Origin of the sequence: Guptibacillus sedimenti, from assembly GCF_028610665.1 — a bacterium.
GTDB classification, from domain to species: Bacteria; Bacillota; Bacilli; order Bacillales; family Guptibacillaceae; genus Guptibacillus; species Guptibacillus sedimenti.
The window spans coordinates 81,477-96,912 of record NZ_JAQQWV010000004.1; the positions used below are offsets into that span (position 1 = coordinate 81,477).

Annotated in this window: 17 protein-coding genes; 6 read left to right on the top strand and 11 right to left on the bottom strand. The window is 39.0% G+C overall.

All coding sequences use genetic code 11. The annotated features are described in order from the left end of the window. Nucleotides 1-180: 180 nt before the first annotated feature. Nucleotides 181-810 carry an NUDIX hydrolase gene (locus PQ578_RS17020; RefSeq protein ID WP_273835627.1) on the bottom strand — a complete coding sequence of 210 codons (630 nt, stop codon included), beginning with the start codon at nucleotides 808-810 and terminating at the stop codon, nucleotides 181-183. A gap of 137 nt (nucleotides 811-947) precedes the next feature. On the opposite strand from PQ578_RS17020, the gene PQ578_RS17025 reads away from it, so the two are divergent. Then, nucleotides 948-1,418 (top strand): BsuPI-related putative proteinase inhibitor, encoded by a 471-nt coding sequence (locus tag PQ578_RS17025; protein ID WP_273835628.1) that lies wholly within the window; start codon nucleotides 948-950, stop codon nucleotides 1,416-1,418. 62 nt (nucleotides 1,419-1,480) lie between these two features. Here the strand turns inward: PQ578_RS17025 and PQ578_RS17030 are convergent, their stop codons facing one another. Further along, complete coding sequence (locus PQ578_RS17030; RefSeq protein ID WP_273835629.1) at nucleotides 1,481-2,149, bottom strand: DUF1836 domain-containing protein; 669 nt, start codon at nucleotides 2,147-2,149, stop codon at nucleotides 1,481-1,483. A gap of 166 nt (nucleotides 2,150-2,315) precedes the next feature. On the opposite strand from PQ578_RS17030, the gene PQ578_RS17035 reads away from it, so the two are divergent. Next, nucleotides 2,316-2,882, top strand: coding sequence for a hypothetical protein (locus PQ578_RS17035; protein ID WP_273835630.1), 567 nt, complete (start codon nucleotides 2,316-2,318; stop codon nucleotides 2,880-2,882). A gap of 74 nt (nucleotides 2,883-2,956) precedes the next feature. Here PQ578_RS17035 and PQ578_RS17040 read toward each other — a convergent pair whose 3' ends face one another. From PQ578_RS17040 to PQ578_RS17060, 5 genes are all read right to left on the bottom strand, one after another. Next, a complete protein-coding gene (locus PQ578_RS17040; RefSeq protein WP_273835631.1) occupies nucleotides 2,957-3,958 on the bottom strand; it encodes a zinc-binding dehydrogenase in 1,002 nt (333 codons plus the stop codon). A 22-nt stretch (nucleotides 3,959-3,980) separates the two neighbouring features. Then, nucleotides 3,981-4,277, bottom strand: coding sequence for a Dabb family protein (locus PQ578_RS17045; protein WP_098446515.1), 297 nt, complete (start codon nucleotides 4,275-4,277; stop codon nucleotides 3,981-3,983). A gap of 121 nt (nucleotides 4,278-4,398) precedes the next feature. Beyond that, complete coding sequence (locus PQ578_RS17050; protein WP_273835632.1) at nucleotides 4,399-6,369, bottom strand: hypothetical protein; 1,971 nt, start codon at nucleotides 6,367-6,369, stop codon at nucleotides 4,399-4,401. Between the two features lie 32 nt (nucleotides 6,370-6,401). Continuing rightward, nucleotides 6,402-7,670, bottom strand: a complete 1,269-nt coding sequence (locus tag PQ578_RS17055) for an ATP-grasp domain-containing protein (protein ID WP_159781209.1) — start codon at nucleotides 7,668-7,670, stop codon at nucleotides 6,402-6,404. A 263-nt stretch (nucleotides 7,671-7,933) separates the two neighbouring features. Continuing rightward, nucleotides 7,934-10,066, bottom strand: a complete 2,133-nt coding sequence (locus tag PQ578_RS17060) for an ATP-dependent Clp protease ATP-binding subunit (protein WP_273835634.1) — start codon at nucleotides 10,064-10,066, stop codon at nucleotides 7,934-7,936. A 386-nt stretch (nucleotides 10,067-10,452) separates the two neighbouring features. Between PQ578_RS17060 and PQ578_RS17065 the strand changes: the two genes are divergently transcribed. Beyond that, the gene (locus PQ578_RS17065; protein ID WP_098446511.1) at nucleotides 10,453-10,917 is read left to right on the top strand and encodes a hypothetical protein; all 465 of its coding nucleotides are present in this window, start codon (nucleotides 10,453-10,455) and stop codon (nucleotides 10,915-10,917) included. Here the strand turns inward: PQ578_RS17065 and mnmH are convergent. Further along, the gene (gene mnmH / locus PQ578_RS17070; RefSeq protein WP_273835638.1) at nucleotides 10,880-11,941 is read right to left on the bottom strand and encodes a tRNA 2-selenouridine(34) synthase MnmH; all 1,062 of its coding nucleotides are present in this window, start codon (nucleotides 11,939-11,941) and stop codon (nucleotides 10,880-10,882) included. The two genes, PQ578_RS17065 and mnmH, sit on opposite strands and share 38 nt — an antisense overlap. Before the next feature lie 116 nt (nucleotides 11,942-12,057). On the opposite strand from mnmH, the gene ymzB reads away from it, so the two are divergent. The 3 genes from ymzB to PQ578_RS17085 all read left to right on the top strand — a co-directional run bounded on the left by ymzB (nucleotide 12,058) and on the right by PQ578_RS17085 (nucleotide 13,447). Continuing rightward, complete coding sequence (ymzB, locus tag PQ578_RS17075; protein WP_273835640.1) at nucleotides 12,058-12,402, top strand: protein YmzB; 345 nt, start codon at nucleotides 12,058-12,060, stop codon at nucleotides 12,400-12,402. A gap of 105 nt (nucleotides 12,403-12,507) precedes the next feature. Then, complete coding sequence (locus tag PQ578_RS17080) at nucleotides 12,508-12,867, top strand: DUF4870 domain-containing protein (RefSeq protein WP_273835641.1); 360 nt, start codon at nucleotides 12,508-12,510, stop codon at nucleotides 12,865-12,867. 382 nt (nucleotides 12,868-13,249) lie between these two features. After that, complete coding sequence (locus PQ578_RS17085; RefSeq protein WP_273835642.1) at nucleotides 13,250-13,447, top strand: DUF2188 domain-containing protein; 198 nt, start codon at nucleotides 13,250-13,252, stop codon at nucleotides 13,445-13,447. Between the two features lie 128 nt (nucleotides 13,448-13,575). On the opposite strand, the gene PQ578_RS17090 is transcribed toward PQ578_RS17085, so the two are convergent. The 3 genes from PQ578_RS17090 to PQ578_RS17100 all read right to left on the bottom strand — a co-directional run bounded on the left by PQ578_RS17090 (nucleotide 13,576) and on the right by PQ578_RS17100 (nucleotide 15,436). After that, the gene (locus PQ578_RS17090; protein ID WP_224884583.1) at nucleotides 13,576-13,962 is read right to left on the bottom strand and encodes a KGG domain-containing protein; all 387 of its coding nucleotides are present in this window, start codon (nucleotides 13,960-13,962) and stop codon (nucleotides 13,576-13,578) included. A gap of 172 nt (nucleotides 13,963-14,134) precedes the next feature. Further along, the gene (locus tag PQ578_RS17095; RefSeq protein ID WP_160921031.1) at nucleotides 14,135-14,575 is read right to left on the bottom strand and encodes a macro domain-containing protein; all 441 of its coding nucleotides are present in this window, start codon (nucleotides 14,573-14,575) and stop codon (nucleotides 14,135-14,137) included. 108 nt (nucleotides 14,576-14,683) lie between these two features. Beyond that, nucleotides 14,684-15,436 (bottom strand): GNAT family N-acetyltransferase, encoded by a 753-nt coding sequence (locus tag PQ578_RS17100; RefSeq protein WP_273835645.1) that lies wholly within the window; start codon nucleotides 15,434-15,436, stop codon nucleotides 14,684-14,686.

Below are 15,436 nucleotides of genomic sequence, written 5' to 3' on the forward strand. Positions count from 1 at the left end.
ATCTTTCTGATGATTTTTGTCGTATATTCTATTAATTTAGAGCACTATTTGCAATAAAAAGGGCTAAGTTATTGATATTTTAAACAAAAAAACTAGAAAAAACCGACATAAATCGACCTTTTCTAGTTTACCTATATTTGATTCAATTCACAATAGATTGTTTTCAGAAAATGAGCTCAATCATTTATTTTCATCTAATAATTGAATAAAATGATACAAAATTCTTGCCGTCATGCCCCAAATGACATAATCACGATAATAATAAAAAAACTCAGGCATGTTCGAGGAAGACCAGTTGTATTCTTCACCATTTGGAATAAGGTGAAAAGGAAAACTATCATCAGGCTGAACATGAACACGAATATCGTGGCGCTCTGGTGGATTCGCGATAAAATGGGAAAGAGGTACTGTAAATACCTCCTCTACCTCATCTGGGTTAGGCGATAATTCTGATGCGACGTTAATCACACCTGCAAAAGGATAAACAATGGATTGAAAAGATGTCACAAGGAAATCTAATTCTCCGATGACAGATACTTCTCTTTCTAGAATCCCAAGTTCTTCGCATGTTTCTCTAATTGCTGCATTTTTTGGACTTTGATCATGTCGGTCTACTTTTCCACCTGGAAAGCAAACTTCTCCCGGTTGTCTTCTGAGCGTATGTGCTCTTACCTCAAATAAAACATGAAGTTCACCCTGACGTTCGATGAGAGGCAGGAAGACCGCAAATTTATAAAAACGTTCATTTCCAAGTACACCTGCATTTCTGCCATTTACCCTAGCATGAATGTCAACTAATGATGGCTTCATTCTATCGAACTCCTTTAATTAAACTTGTCTATCTATTATATGGCTTATGTGACCATATATCCTGTTTCTACAGCCTGCTATAAAGAATTGTAACTTTCTGGAGCCTCATCTCGTCTATTTAAAAAAGGAGTGATGAGATGGTTAAATATGCAATGATTGGAACGATGGTCCTCCTAACTTTATCTGGATGTGGAGAGGAGAACTCATTGATGATGAATACGAAGAACGAAAGTAGCGAACAAGTATCAGGCTCTTCTGGTATTGTCGCAGGCTCACTTGAACCTACGCTTACCCTCACAGCGACCGAAAATGAAACAGCCACATTCTTGTATCGCATTCAAAATCAAACGGAACAAGTTCAAACGATCCACTTTCCAAGTAGTCAAACCTACGACTATACCCTTTATAATGACGAAGGTGAAGCCCTTAAAACATATTCAGCTAATAAAAGTTTTGTAAAAGAGGAAGAAACCGTTGAATTAAAACAAGCTGAAGTTCTTGAATATACGATTACGATAGAAGATCTTAAACCAGGGTCCTATACGGTAGACATGTGGTTAGCTACTGAAGAGCAATTTAAGCAAACCGTTAACTTTTCAATTGAGTAAATGAAATGAGCTGTGGCCTAAAACAGGTAACAGCTCGTTTTTTTACATCTAGGAGTTTTTCTTCATCTCCATACATCTTCTAGATATTGTTTTGATAACGATTGGTAAAAAGAAGCTTGAACGGAAAGTGCTGCAGAAATAAGCAACTTTTCAATATCTTCTTTTTGTTTTTCAGTTAAATCCGAAAAAATAGATGATAATTCCATTGCTTTCTTTCTAATACCCTCTTTAGTAGGTTTTACTTTCGTATGGATCGCTTCAAAAAGTTGTGAATAAGCCGTATAAAAAGCAAGCGGATCAATGAGATCATCATTTCGATCAGCCGGATTGTTAAAGGCAAACTTTAAAAGAAGACGAATGCTTTCGAAGTCATGTGTATTCTTTAAATCCTCTACAATAAATAAAATCGCCGCTTGTTCGATAGCATATTTTTTACCTAATTGCGGCGCGCCAATCCACTCTTTAATGTCTCTTTTAACCCAATTTTGTACCGCTGTAGAACGAAAGCTAGCATACTCAAGCTGATTGCCAAGGGTCGCAATTTCATTTATTGAGAATCCAAAACTTCCTTCCGTTGCTTTTGATAATTTAGAAAAAATCGTTGGTAAGTCTTCTTTTTCACTACCGGACCTTTTCATTGCCTTCATTAAAATTTTATCAGGTATTTCTTGTTTACGAATGGTTTCGAGAATTGTTCCCATTTCTGTTCTAGTTAAATAAAATCCTCTCATCTGACACCTCTGTATTTAAGGTCATTTGAACTTATCGTATAGTTTCTTTATGGAAATTTCAAGAATAGAACGCATCTTTACTATAGTTACGCCCAATTTTTCATTAGGTTAGTAACTGTTTTCGATCTGGGTGAATATCCTGTGTTGTGTAAAGGAGGAACTGCTTATGAACATGTACGGTAATCATATGAATCAAGGAGTTCAGGGTGCAATGCAAGGCAATATGCCTAACCAGGCCGTTCAAGGCGCAATGCAAGGCAATATGCCTAACCAGGCCGTTCAAGGGGCAATGCAAGGCAATATGCCTAATCAGGCTGTTCAAGGTGCAATGCAAGGCAATATGCCTAATCAGGCTGTTCAAGGTGCAATGCAAGGCAATATGCCTAATCAGGCCGTTCAAGGCGCGATGATGCCTGGTAAAGAAAAACAGCTTCAAGGGGATATGAAACAGCTTTGTCAACGCTATCATAGCTACCACGCTAAAGTAAGAATGCAGGATGGAGTAGAATATGAAGGAATCATTATGGACTCAGATGACGAGCATATGTGCTTGATGATTCCACAAGAAGTGGAAGAAAGCGAAGGACAGGAAATGGAAAGACAATACGGTCGCTACCGCAGATTTGGACGTTTTTTCTTTCCATTAGCTGGCATCGCTGCACTTAGTCTGATTCCTTTTTATCGACCATATCCATACTATCCTTATTATGGGTACCCGCCTTATTACTATTAACATAGAAAAGGAAGCCGATTGGCTTCCTTTTTTTATACGCATAGATGAACATTTTCTCTAGAAGCGATCTGTCGTTATTTTTCAGCTAGTCGAACCGCTAGTTTTCCGAATTGATGACTACTGTTTAAATGAGTAAAAGCTTCTTTAATCTCTTGAAAATCATATATCTTGTCCATGACGGGCTTAATTGAATGTTCATTTATAAAAGCAACCATATCATGAAATTCTTCAGAACTTCCCATCGTCGAGCCAAGCAAGTTATACTGACCGTAAAAGAATGTACGCAAATCAAATTCAATTTTATCTCCTGTTGAAGAACCAAAGATAACGAGCGTACCTCCTTTCCCTAATACTTCAAGAGATCGGTTAAATGTTGCTGCTCCGACACTTTCAATCACTAAATCCACTTTTTCATTAGTGGTTTCTTCTATCCAGTCTGCATCATCAGCAAGTGCACGATCCGCCCCAAGCGTTAGGGCTAATTGGCGCTTCTCCTCACTTCTTGAACTTACAATCACTCTTGCTCCTGCTGCCTTGGCAAATTTCAGCAAGAATGTTGCAACGCCTCCTCCAATTCCAGGAATAAAGACGGTTTGTCCACTTCGAAGCTGCCCTCTCGTAAACAACGAGCGATAAGCTGTTAATCCTGCTAAACCAATGACAGACGCTTCTTCAAACGTAAGGCTTTCTGGCTTTTTCACTGCATTAACCTCTGGAACAACGATTGTTTCTGCAAAAGTACCATGCCCTGGAAAACCTACAATTTGAAATCCTACTGGCGGGATGGGGGCATTTTTTTCCCAACCAAGGCCAGGGTTAATGATCACCTCATCACCTTCCTGAATCTCTTTCACACCTTCGCCAACTGCGATGACGACTCCGGCTCCGTCTGATCCAAGGATAACATCTGCCTCCTCTGGATCATGGCGATCAGGGATAAACAAATCGCGATGATTCAAACCAGCTGCTTTCAGTTTGATTTTCACTTCCCCATGCTGAGGTTCTTGTTCAGCAAGCTGCTCTTTCAGTGATAACCCCTGTAGACCAGCCTGTCCTCCGTGAACAAATCCTTTCATATGTAGATCCTCCTTTCTGTTCTTACAGGCACTCAAAATCGAGTGCAAGTACATCACTCATTCCTATTTCTTTAAGGTAGGCCACTACTTCTTGATGGGCCGGATGTGGTCCATATGACTCTAGTGCTTCTTTCGATTCAAAGCGCACCGTTAACCCACTTTCAAATCCCTGGCTTCGATCAGAAAAGTTATTTCCAGCTTGAATATCAACAATACCTGGGATTTTGTCTTTTACTTTAATTAACCTTCTCATACCTTCTTCTTTCTGTTCTACCGTTGTTTCTTCACTGAATTTAAATAAAACTACATGCTCGATCATTTAAAGATAGCCTCCTTTTTATATAAGTTAAGTTAATCAAAAAAAGCGCCAGGAAACAAATCATTTACCTGACGCTTCGCTATAAGATTAGATAGGATACGCAACTATTTAAAATAGATACCTACTTACTGATCCACGTGTACTCTTGTCCCCAGCTTTCCTTGGCAAGGGATTTTACAATGGAGATGTTCTCAGCTTCAACTGCATAAGCATCTCCTTGTTCATATGGGTTATAGTGAAAAGCATATAAACGTGAAGTAAACTCCTCGAATGGTAGCGAGCTTTCACCTGAGAGCTCTCCTTTCCCCATAACCGTACATTCAATTCCTTGCCCCCAATTTTGAGAACCATCATTATTCGGATTGTAAAAGTAGACTCGGTATTCTCCATCTGGACTTTTAGCAATTCTTTGAATGGACACCGCATGAAAGCCAAGCATTTTTCCATGAACGTTTGTGATAAAAATCCCTACCGGATTCGGATAGATCAATTCATAATCATCATTGTACTCCGGATGGTGTGTGGCATAAAACAATCTGACGAAACCTGGATAGTCCGTTACGCTACCGGTAATCGGCTCAATGACCGTGCTAAATCCTTTTTGAACCCAATTCCCATAAAAGGCTGGGTTTACCCAGCGATGACCATCTTCTCCTCTTAATGCCACTCTGCTCATCATCTCACTATAAATGCGATCAAGATGAGGAACGAGGACAAGCGATACGGGATCAAGTTCTGGATGGAGGTCGGGTGCGAGTCCACCTTGAAGGTCTTTCGAATGAATTTGAACCCCTTCAAACACCATATCGATATCTCCATCTCTTGCAGCTCTTGGGATGATCTCCAGTAAATATCCAGGCGCATGTTGAGCCCAGAGACTAATTCCTCTTGCTGCCTGACAAGTTGGGTTTAAACCTTGTCCAACACCAAGCGGCTGACCAAGAACGCTAATTACACCTGCTAACAAAATGCTGTTAGCCGTTAGACCCTCTCCTTCACCAACCGTGTTAAATAAGGCACTTCGCACTTCTGGTCGAATATCAAGCTCAATCATTCGCCTTAAACCTGGAATCACTGGCGAAGCAGAAAGCACGCCTCTTTCTAATAAAAGAGCTAATCCATAGACCGATTGACAAGTCGATGGAAATAGCGAAACTTTTATAAGCTGGTGAACGAGCTCAGCGTGTTCTTCAAGATTAGCCTTTCCTTTACCAGTTAATTGCAACAGTACTGGAAGTAAGTGCGGCGATTTTCTACTTAAGAAACGGGCAAGTACACTGTGATGCGGGGAACAAAGCCCTGTTTTTCTCATGGAGAGCCCAAGCTGCTCACTCTCTTTTCGCAGCTCTTCTGTGGAGAGCGCCAATAGTTGTTTTCGATATTCATTTGGCTGCTGATAGGAACGACTTAACTCTGAAGGTCCTTCAATGGAAGATACGTACGATTCTAGCATAACGCGCTGATCGTCACTTGTTTCAGAGCGAAGCATTTCTTTCGCCATTTTTATCATCGACACTGTTCTTTTCACCGTGATTGGTCGTTGTGCGGTTAAGCGTTCAATCTCATAAATAAGTGTTTCTGATAAAGCACTCGAAGAAAGGTATTGCGAGATAAACTGGAATAATCGCTGTGTTTCGACCGTATTTTCTTTTTCTTCAATTCGTGAAGCTTCTGATGTGTTTGGAAAAAGCAAGTCAAGGTTTAAGGCCATGACTTCATTTAAGAAATCCATTGCCATTTCTTTAGAAACCTTGGGATGCTCGCCCTTTCCTTCCGCTAATGCAAGCATCCGAAGATCGCTCAACATTTCAATGACATACGGGAGTCCCTTCGCTTGAAGGGATCCAGCGACAAGCGGTGGCTGAAGTTTTGATGGGTCTTCCCAGGGACCATCTTGAAAAACACCTGCATTGTCAAACCGGTGCGCGTATTGGTAAAGAAACTCAAGACCTTCTTCCGTTTCCAATAGGCGATTTGCCTCTTGAAAAACATCTGTCTGATAGCGTGATTTCGCATAAGAAGGCGCTTCCTCTAAGCGCGTTAATGACCTGGAAAACCTTGCAATCTTTCCTTCTGTTACTTCAGATGGCATGCTTAATTCTCCTTTATTGTAAAAATATTATGCTACAAATAGAAATCATACTTTTCATAGTCTACAAGTAAACGAGTCATCTCTGCACTGTCATCTCCGAAAAAGAAAATGGTGCCATAGTGATTTCCAAATCCTACGCGCTCAGCCACTTTTCCCTGCGGAGGCGTAAACATATCATGCTTCTCAAAGAAGGAATGTTCTTCAAGCTCTTCAGGAATGGTTAACTTCTCAATGTAATTCACATGAGGGTGCACCATTAAACACCCAGCATAACCTAACGCCTCATCTTCTGCGGGGAAGAACTTTCTTAACTCTTCTTCCGTTGTATTAGGGTCACTACATAGAATCTGTGCTTCATAAGCGCTAAATCCGTAAGCTCGCTCTATAAGATCAAAAATGTGTCCACCTGGAACGCGAGCTGCTACTTCTCCAAAGTGTAACGTTCCATCAGGCATAATAAAGTACTCCGGATGAATAACACCATTTTCGATCTCAAACGCTTCAATAAGCTGTTCAATCGCTTTTCTGATAACAGGACGTTTCTCTTCAAGAGAAGGAGAAGGTGGGACAAAATTCGAATAACCTAACTTTACGTATTCCGTTATATTTAAAAATTGAATCTTTCCATTGTTAACAAACACTTCGCACGAAAATTCTTGCCCATCAAGGTGACTTTCCATCAGTAGCGGAAAGTCATTATCTGTCAACGCTTCAATATCTGCAGGATCATCAATTGCGCGGTGACCTACTGATCCAGCCTTATCTAAGGGCTTACAGTGAATCGGCTCATATTTATCCCCATCAACTTTCAAGAGAGCATCATTTACTCTTTTAAGAAAACGCTTTACATCCTCTTTATCTCTTGCTTCTTCAAAGACGCCTACTTTAATACCGGCCATCTGTGCTTTTCGTTTCATCATCCCTTTATCTCTTAAAAGAAGAGATCGGTTAAATAGTCTTGGTTCTTCTCTAAAGCGTGAATTGAGAGCACCTGCCCATTCTACACACTCTTCATAGAGAGGTACCGCCACCTCAGCTCCGAGGGCTTTAAGCTGCTTATAGAGCTTGTCTGATCCCTCATTCAACCTATCAAACTCCCACCCTACGAAAGTAATATCGTGCTTTTCGGCGTAATCCTTAAAATCAGGAGGACCTACCACTACAAAAGGCCGATTCAACTTGTCACAGGCCTCAATTGCGGGAAGACTCCATCCAATTAATGCTGTTAAATAAGGAATTGTCTTTCCTTCTGGCTGACTTTCTTGTAACGTCTGGTTCAACTCTAACTGATCCAGTTCCATTTGTTCTCGCTCCTTTATAAAAATAGTAGAGAAGTCTTTCCTGACCTTCCTTATCTAACGTAGCAGATCTTACAACTTATTTTAACTAATATTCTGACTTTTCGACTTATAACCGCAAAAGAAGTCAAAATCGTATAAGATTCGACAACATTATTAAAGGTAAGAAATCAGGATTGTATATTAATAACTTCCCTATTATTGTAAAAACTAACATCAAAAAAAAGCCGCTCCATCTTTATAGAGCGACTTCCTTACTAAAAAAATTATTTCTTTTGTGAAACAACAATCTTATCTTCTACAATTTCAACCGCCACTGATTTGATACTGCCTTCATCAACAAGCAAATCAGCAATACCATCTTCAACATGTTCTTCAATTACTCTGCGAAGAGGACGTGCACCAAACTGTGGATTATATCCAAGTACAGCCAACTTCTCTTTTGCTGCTTCACTAATTGTAAGTGTAATATTCTGTTCTTCAAGACTTTCATCTAAATCATTAATCATAAGATCTACGATGGTAACGAGACTTGATTGTTCAAGTGACTTAAATGGAATAATTCCATCAAACCGATTTAAGAATTCAGGTCTAAAGTAACCACCAAGGCTCTCCATCACCCCTGTATAGCTTTCTGCTGATTCAAAACCAACAGTAATTCTTCGCTCAGAAGTTCCGGCGTTACTTGTCATGATAATAACCGTATCTTTAAAGCTTACCGTCCTACCTTGACTATCTGTAAGACGACCATCATCAAGGATTTGAAGGAACATATTTTGAACATCCGGATGAGCTTTCTCCACTTCATCAATTAAGATGATGCTATATGGTTTACGGCGTACTCTTTCTGTTAATTGTCCTGCTTCCTCATGACCAACATAGCCTGGAGGGGAACCGATCAGTTTAGAGACAGAGTGCTTTTCCATATATTCACTCATATCAAGTCGAATCATTGCTTCTCGATCACCGAACATTTCTTCTGCAAGAGAACGGGAAAGTTCCGTTTTTCCGACACCAGTTGGACCGACGAATAGGAAAGAACCAATCGGTCGATTTTGCCGCTTCAATCCTGCTCGACTTCTGCGGATGGCTTTTGCTACTTTGTTAACCGCATCTTCCTGACCAATTACTTTAGCATTCAGTCGCTCTGCAAGGTTTTTCATTTTCGTCTGCTCATCTTCCCTAAGCTTACGAACTGGAATTCCTGTTTTTCCTTCGACAATCTGCTGAATCTCTTCAAGATCGACCGAATAGTTCATATTTGAATTACTTTTCAATGTTTCTTCAAGCTGTTTTTCAAGCTGTAATTCTTCTGTTCTTAATTTTGCAGCAAGCTCATAATCTTCCGCCTCTGCTGCCTTGTTTTTTTCAGTAGCGATTTGTTGAAGACGCTCTTGAATTTCATCGTGGTTCGATACAGCAAATGTTAAGTTCATTTTGGCGCCTGCTTCATCCATTAAGTCGATTGCTTTATCTGGTAAGAAACGATCTTGAATGAATCGGTTCGATAATGATACACACGCCCGAATCGCTTCTTCCGTATAGTTCACTTCATGGTACTCTTCATACTTAGGTTGCAAACCTTTTAGAATCTGAATGGCTTCTTCTACAGTAGGCTCATTCACCATTACTGGTTGAAAACGTCGTTCTAATGCTGCATCTTTTTCGATTTGACGGTACTCTTTAAGCGTCGTAGCACCAATTAATTGAAGCTCGCCTCTTGCAAGAGCTGGCTTTAAAATATTTCCTGCATCCATTGATCCTTCTGCAGATCCAGCTCCTACGATTTGATGCAGTTCATCTATAAATAAGATTACATTTTTCCGACTTTGAAGTTCAGAAATCAGTTGTTTCATTCTTTCTTCAAACTGTCCTCTTACACCCGTATTTGAAACAAGTGACGCGACGTCCAATAAATAAATTTCTTTATTCTTTAGTTTAGAAGGAACTTGACCTTCCGAAATCCTTAGAGCAAGACCTTCTGCAATCGCCGTTTTACCGACTCCTGCTTCACCGATTAAAACTGGATTATTTTTGTTACGACGGTTTAATGTTTCAATCACTCTCGCTACCTCATTTTCGCGCCCAATAACTGGGTCAATCAAACCAGCTTTTGCTGCGTCAGATAAATTCCGACCAAGGTTGTCGAGTAAACCGCCTTTACCTTTTCCAGATTCTGTTTGTGGTCCATTTTCTTGACTTGTAAAACCATTCTGTTCTGCTGAAGCCATAAAGGATTGAAAGAAATCATCCATTTGACCTTTTGGCGATGAAGCTGTTTGACCATTCATCACATTTGCGTAACACGTGCTACAAAGGTTAACTCTTTTCTTATGTTGATTCATTTGGACATTCAGTTGAACCGAAGCCTGGTTTTGTTGGCATTGATCACAAAGCATATGATGGCCTCCTTATTATTTATCTATCTCGTCATTAATTAAACTAGTTAAAAGGTGAAAGATGTTTCCTTTGACTTTGACTATCTTTGACCTTGTAACCATATTATAATTTGACTATCTCTGACTTTCAAGTCTTTTGCTCAAACATTTTTAAGATTAACGGTTTAAAAAACTTATTCGTAGGAAGGTGAAGTTGGATTCAAATTAATTTGGCTTCAGCTTGGTGGATAAAGCAGTTCGAAGAAAATATTTGTAATATTTGAAATGAAGGAATTTTTTCGAAGGTTGGATAATAGATTGTAATAACTACTTTTCGACAAAGGGGTATACAAGTTTACTAGTACGGTAACACTGATGATAGATTACAAAGGGAGGATACGAACGATATGAATGATTCTGTCTATCAGTTGATTGTTGAAACCACCGTCAAACGAGTGCCTAGCTGTCACGAGTCCCCAGCAGACTTCTTTATTGCCCTTGATGATCAGGAATATCCTTATTTAATCTTACCCACGCCGAAGGAAATGTTTGATAATGACGATGTTTTCACTATCCGCTTGATTCCAGATGCCCTTAATAAATTTCGATTTGAATTGGACAACTCATTTACCAAACTATCTTTTAGACGGTTTTCTACTTTTTTTGACGATAAGACATACTACTTTGGACCTGATGATAATATGCTTATACACTTTCTAAAATCGCCAATTTACCGAAGCTACGTAGCGTGGATAAGTCATTTGTACTTTAAGCGCATTGATGATCTGATTGAACGATACAACAAGGAACAGTTACCTGAAGAAAAAAGATCCATTAAAGCGAAACTTTCTCGCCTTCTGATCGAAGCTTAATATCTAAACGATCGATTTCATTCTGGACAAGTTGAGTCCCTTCTTCGAGCGACTCGTATGAAAGATTGATGATGTTGCCTTCATTTTCATATGCTTTGTATTCGTATCTTGGATCATAATAATAAAGCAACAATCGTTCAATAATTACAGCATAGTTTTTTGCTTCAAGGGCCTGATCAATCACTTCTTTATCTTCACCAGAGAATCGTTTTTCAATTTTTGTAATGGCGTCAGTGATTTCTTCGTGATGTTGTTCAGGATGATACGTATTTAAGATCGTACGAATTCGATAAGAAAGCGGGGCGTGGACTTGTATACGCGTCCCTTTTTGTTTGCCCTCTAGAATAAAGTCAGGAATAATGATATTTCCGAGGCGCTTACTTTCAGATTCTATAATGTAATAAGGTGTTTCTCCAATCTTCTTCAATCGGTGGTAAAGCTTCGCTTCAAATTCCTTCTGACTTCTCTCAGGTAAATCTACTCTACCAAACACGGAGCCTCTGTGAGCAGCTAGACCTTCGAGATCAATCACTGGATATCCCTTCTTTTCTAAAGCAGTTAGAATTTCGGTCTTCGAAGTTCCAGTTAATCCTTCTAGAACAAGATATGGAGTTGATTGAGTCGAAAAATCCTCTAAGCCAGTTGTTACTTTCTGTCGGTATGCTCGAATGCCACCTTCAACCTGAAGACTCGGTAATCCCATCATCTCAAAAATGGTAGCAAGACTTTTACTTCGCATTCCGCCTCTCCAGCAGTAAACAGCAAACTCTTGATGATTTGTTAATTCTTTTGCACGTTTATAAAACTCAGGGAGTAATGGCGAGACAATCGAAATCCCCAAATCTTTCGCTGCCTCTGTCCCTTTTTGCTTATAAGTAGTCCCTACCACTTCCCGTTCCTCATTCGAGAAAATCGGCAAGTTAACCGCTCCAGGAATATGGAACTTCTCAAATTCAGCCGGGGTTCTAACATCTAATAAAGGTATCTTTTTATTTAGAGCTTCATCTATCGATATTTTTTTCATAACAATCATCCTTCATCTCATTTCATAGTACAAGTATATCATCATCCCTGATGTAAATTTAGTTAGACGGTTTATGTTACCTTCAGATGGGGAAAATTAGGAACGAGGTGAATAAAATGGATACTACAACGTTATCAGAAGTTCGCAATACGCTAGCTGATTGGGTTGGTGGTCATATCATCATCGAAAAAAAAGAACAGGAAGATCTTGATAAGACAATTATGAAACTTGAAGACTTTTCCTTTCAACATCGCGGTGAAACCGTTGATGACTACACCGCTTCAACTCTCCTTCAGCTTAAAGGTGAAGGAAAGGTGATTTCGGATGAAGCTGCCGTACCACTTCCTCACTCTATTTTCGAAATACCACTTGAAGAACTAAACAATGTAAAAAAGCAGTCGGCTGAATTAATCTTTCTCACCAACCGTGCCTCCTATCACATCAGCTATAACGCAAATTAAGGGACCAGAATTGGTTCCTTTTTTTATTGAAGAATTTCTTAACGGCATATCCCAAACCATTTTCTAATATGCTGAACATAGGTAGAGGCTACAGGAGGGATTGTGATGGAAAAGAAAGACATTACACCTGATCAAATCACACGTCAGTGGGCTATGTACGTTCATCTTTCTGCATTGTCTGGTTATTTAGTTCCCCTCGGACATATCATCGCTCCCATCATGATTTGGTCAATAAAGAAGGAAGGGAATTCGTTCATCGATGCCCAGGGTAAAGAGTCTCTAAACTTCCAAATTAGCATGACGCTATATGCCGTCATCCTTGCTATTCTCACCATTGTGATCATTGGATTATTTCTTCTTCCATTGCTTTTTATCGTTCACCTTACTTTCATCGTCATCGCCTCTGTGAAGGCGAATCAAGGTGAGTTTTATCGATATCCCATTACTATTCGGTTCGTATCTTGAATTTCTAACAATTTCAATCGTTCACACATAATTTAGCTATGTCCATGTTATAATGAAACTAAACTTATGATGTGGAGGGTCTGCTCTTGGCTACTAAGGAAAAAGAATGGAACCGTTTTACTGTATGGGCACTAGCCTTTATGGTTTGGATAGTGCCTATCGCATTTGTAATCGGTTTCTACATAATCTCTCAACCCCAATAAGGTGAATTGAACGATCCTTAATGAACAACAATTTCTCAACTCGACTAACCTCATCTCTAGGTAGGTTGAGGAAAATCAGCGTAAATGCGCTGATTTTTTTAATTCTCCTAGAAAGCAGGTTTTATTCTCCTTTATCGTGGGAAGTGTTAATTATACACAGCTTAAAGGAGGATATAACTATGAAGGAATATACAGTAGCACCAAACAAAGATGTTACAGGTTGGTACGTTAAAATTGAGGACGTTGCTCCAACGGATCTTTACGATATGCGTTCAACTGCTATTGAAAAGGCAGAAGAACTAGCGAAAGGTGATTCCCCAAGTCGCCTATTAATCCTTAATGATCAGCATGAAGTTGAAGAAGAACGCAAATTTTAATACATAAAAGATCCCTTCGCAGGAGCGAAGGGATCTTTTATGTATAGCTTTAAACCTTCTTTAGTCATTGCTTAGTAAAAAATAAAAGAACGGAGGGAAATCCCTCCGTTCTTTTTCTTACCGATTTCTCAATTGTTACCGCTCTTCTTACCGCCCTTTTTGCCTATTTCTTCGTAAAATTCCTTATCTTGATTTTTGGACGTTTGTTCTCCGCCTTTTTGGCCTATTTCCTGATAAAACTCTTTATCGTGCTCTCTAGCTGTTTTCTTACCGCCTTTTTCACCTATTTCTTCAAAGAACTCTTTGTCATGTTCACGAGCGGTTTTTTTGCCACCTTTTTCGCCTATTTCTTGATAGAACTCTTGATCATGTTCCTTGGCTGTCTTTTCTCCACCTTTTTGTCCAATATCTTGATAAAAATCTTTGTTATGTTCTCTAGATGTTTTGTTTCCGCCTTTACGCCCTGCTTCTTCTCTACTCATTTTGTCATTACTGTTATTACTATTGTTAGCCATTCTAGAAACCTCCTCTAGTAATTTTGATAACCTTTGCTACACTAGTTGTATTCCACGCTATCCAATTGATAAACGACAAAATGGATTCTTTTTACATTTTTGATTCCTTCTTACTAAAAATAGGAAAGTTGCTTCACATAAAAAAACGCCCCCTTACTAGGGACGTTTGTCTTTAAGAATAGTAAACATGTATTGGTTTTTCATATTTCTTAGAAATCTTTTCAAGAGATTTTTTTACGTTAATCAAATCATCTTTATCTATTCCACAACCAATTTTTATTTTGAATCCCTTTTCTTCAAATGGCTTTAATTCTTTAATCATATGTTCAAACGATTTTAACCACGCAGGGTAATTGGTTTGCAGACCAGCAGGTTTATACTGACCATAGAGATTTGCAATGATCCGTTTATTATCTCGACTTAAAGCAAAAGAACATTTCCCTAACTTCTTCTTTGGTGAAAATGGAAAGTCCTCATCTGCTTTCGCTGCTTCAGGATAAGTTTCTTTTACTGATTTTGCAATTCCAACGTCCATAGCATTAAAACAGTCACATTGATGCGCAATCACAGTACAGTCACTTTTAAGAAGGTTGCCTTTTTCTAAACGAATCATACATGCACTCTCCTTTTTTGAGAACCCTTTTGTATGATTATAATGAAAATTCTATTAATTTCAATAGGAATATTTTACTTCCTTCAGCATATTATGATAAGTTTCGCGTTACGGTCTCTCTTTCACATAGGTAACTGCCTGGAAAATTGGTTTACAATTATTATTGCGAAATATTTGCTGCATTGGTTTATTCTCAGTGCCTGTACTGCCTATATAATAAGTAGCCCCTTTTTCTTGCAATAATGCTAATCCAAGATGATGGAAAGGCGTTCCAAGTCCTTTACCACGCCATTCTGGTAAAATGCCCATATAAAACAGCCTTCCCTCTTCATTTGTACCAGGTTCAATAATAGGAATCATCATGCCTAATGGCTTGTCATCCCAATAGATACGAAAACAGCTTGTTTTGTACTGCTTTCCAATCTCCTGCTTCATCGCCTCATATTGAGCGCGAATAGAATGCTTAGAAGGTGAATTGAGCGAGTCCTTCGAACATAACTCCCACATCGAAAGAAAAGCATCAATTCTCGACTCTTCGACCTGTTCATACGTAATACTACGATTATAATTTGCAACCATTTTTTCCAATTGAAATCTTTTATAGTATTCGATCGTTGTAGACTGTAAAAAATAATATTTTTTTTCTAACAGCTGACTTCCTTTTGTAAAAAAACGATCCAGTGTAATTGAAACTTGGTTTACTTCATTAAATTTTAAAGCAATATCCAATCGATCCAACAATGATTCAATGACCTCTTCTTCTTTCAATTTTTCAATTCCCTCTAACGAAAGATAGAAAGGTCGGCCATCAAGTAATTTCACACCTGCTTTGAGTTCACTCTCTTTCAATGAAAATGGCAT

Bases quoted from the DNA above. Each gene is read 5' to 3' on its own strand.
- PQ578_RS17025 (WP_273835628.1), top strand. From the start codon at position 948: ATGGTTAAATATGCAATGATTGGAACGATGGTCCTCCTAACTTTATCT.
- PQ578_RS17090 (WP_224884583.1), bottom strand. From the start codon at position 13,962: ATGGCTAACAATAGTAATAACAGTAATGACAAAATGAGTAGAGAAGAA.
- PQ578_RS17060 (WP_273835634.1), bottom strand. From the start codon at position 10,066: ATGCTTTGTGATCAATGCCAACAAAACCAGGCTTCGGTTCAACTGAAT.
- PQ578_RS17080 (WP_273835641.1), top strand. From the start codon at position 12,508: ATGGAAAAGAAAGACATTACACCTGATCAAATCACACGTCAGTGGGCT.
- PQ578_RS17050 (WP_273835632.1), bottom strand. From the start codon at position 6,369: ATGCCATCTGAAGTAACAGAAGGAAAGATTGCAAGGTTTTCCAGGTCA.
- mnmH (WP_273835638.1), bottom strand. From the start codon at position 11,941: ATGAAAAAAATATCGATAGATGAAGCTCTAAATAAAAAGATACCTTTA.
- PQ578_RS17045 (WP_098446515.1), bottom strand. From the start codon at position 4,277: ATGATCGAGCATGTAGTTTTATTTAAATTCAGTGAAGAAACAACGGTA.
- PQ578_RS17085 (WP_273835642.1), top strand. From the start codon at position 13,250: ATGAAGGAATATACAGTAGCACCAAACAAAGATGTTACAGGTTGGTAC.
- PQ578_RS17040 (WP_273835631.1), bottom strand. From the start codon at position 3,958: ATGAAAGGATTTGTTCACGGAGGACAGGCTGGTCTACAGGGGTTATCA.
- PQ578_RS17055 (WP_159781209.1), bottom strand. From the start codon at position 7,670: ATGGAACTGGATCAGTTAGAGTTGAACCAGACGTTACAAGAAAGTCAG.
- PQ578_RS17065 (WP_098446511.1), top strand. From the start codon at position 10,453: ATGAATGATTCTGTCTATCAGTTGATTGTTGAAACCACCGTCAAACGA.
- PQ578_RS17030 (WP_273835629.1), bottom strand. From the start codon at position 2,149: ATGAGAGGATTTTATTTAACTAGAACAGAAATGGGAACAATTCTCGAA.
- PQ578_RS17035 (WP_273835630.1), top strand. From the start codon at position 2,316: ATGAACATGTACGGTAATCATATGAATCAAGGAGTTCAGGGTGCAATG.
- ymzB (WP_273835640.1), top strand. From the start codon at position 12,058: ATGGATACTACAACGTTATCAGAAGTTCGCAATACGCTAGCTGATTGG.
- PQ578_RS17095 (WP_160921031.1), bottom strand. From the start codon at position 14,575: ATGATTCGTTTAGAAAAAGGCAACCTTCTTAAAAGTGACTGTACTGTG.
- PQ578_RS17100 (WP_273835645.1), bottom strand. From the start codon at position 15,436: ATGCCATTTTCATTGAAAGAGAGTGAACTCAAAGCAGGTGTGAAATTA.
- PQ578_RS17020 (WP_273835627.1), bottom strand. From the start codon at position 810: ATGAAGCCATCATTAGTTGACATTCATGCTAGGGTAAATGGCAGAAAT.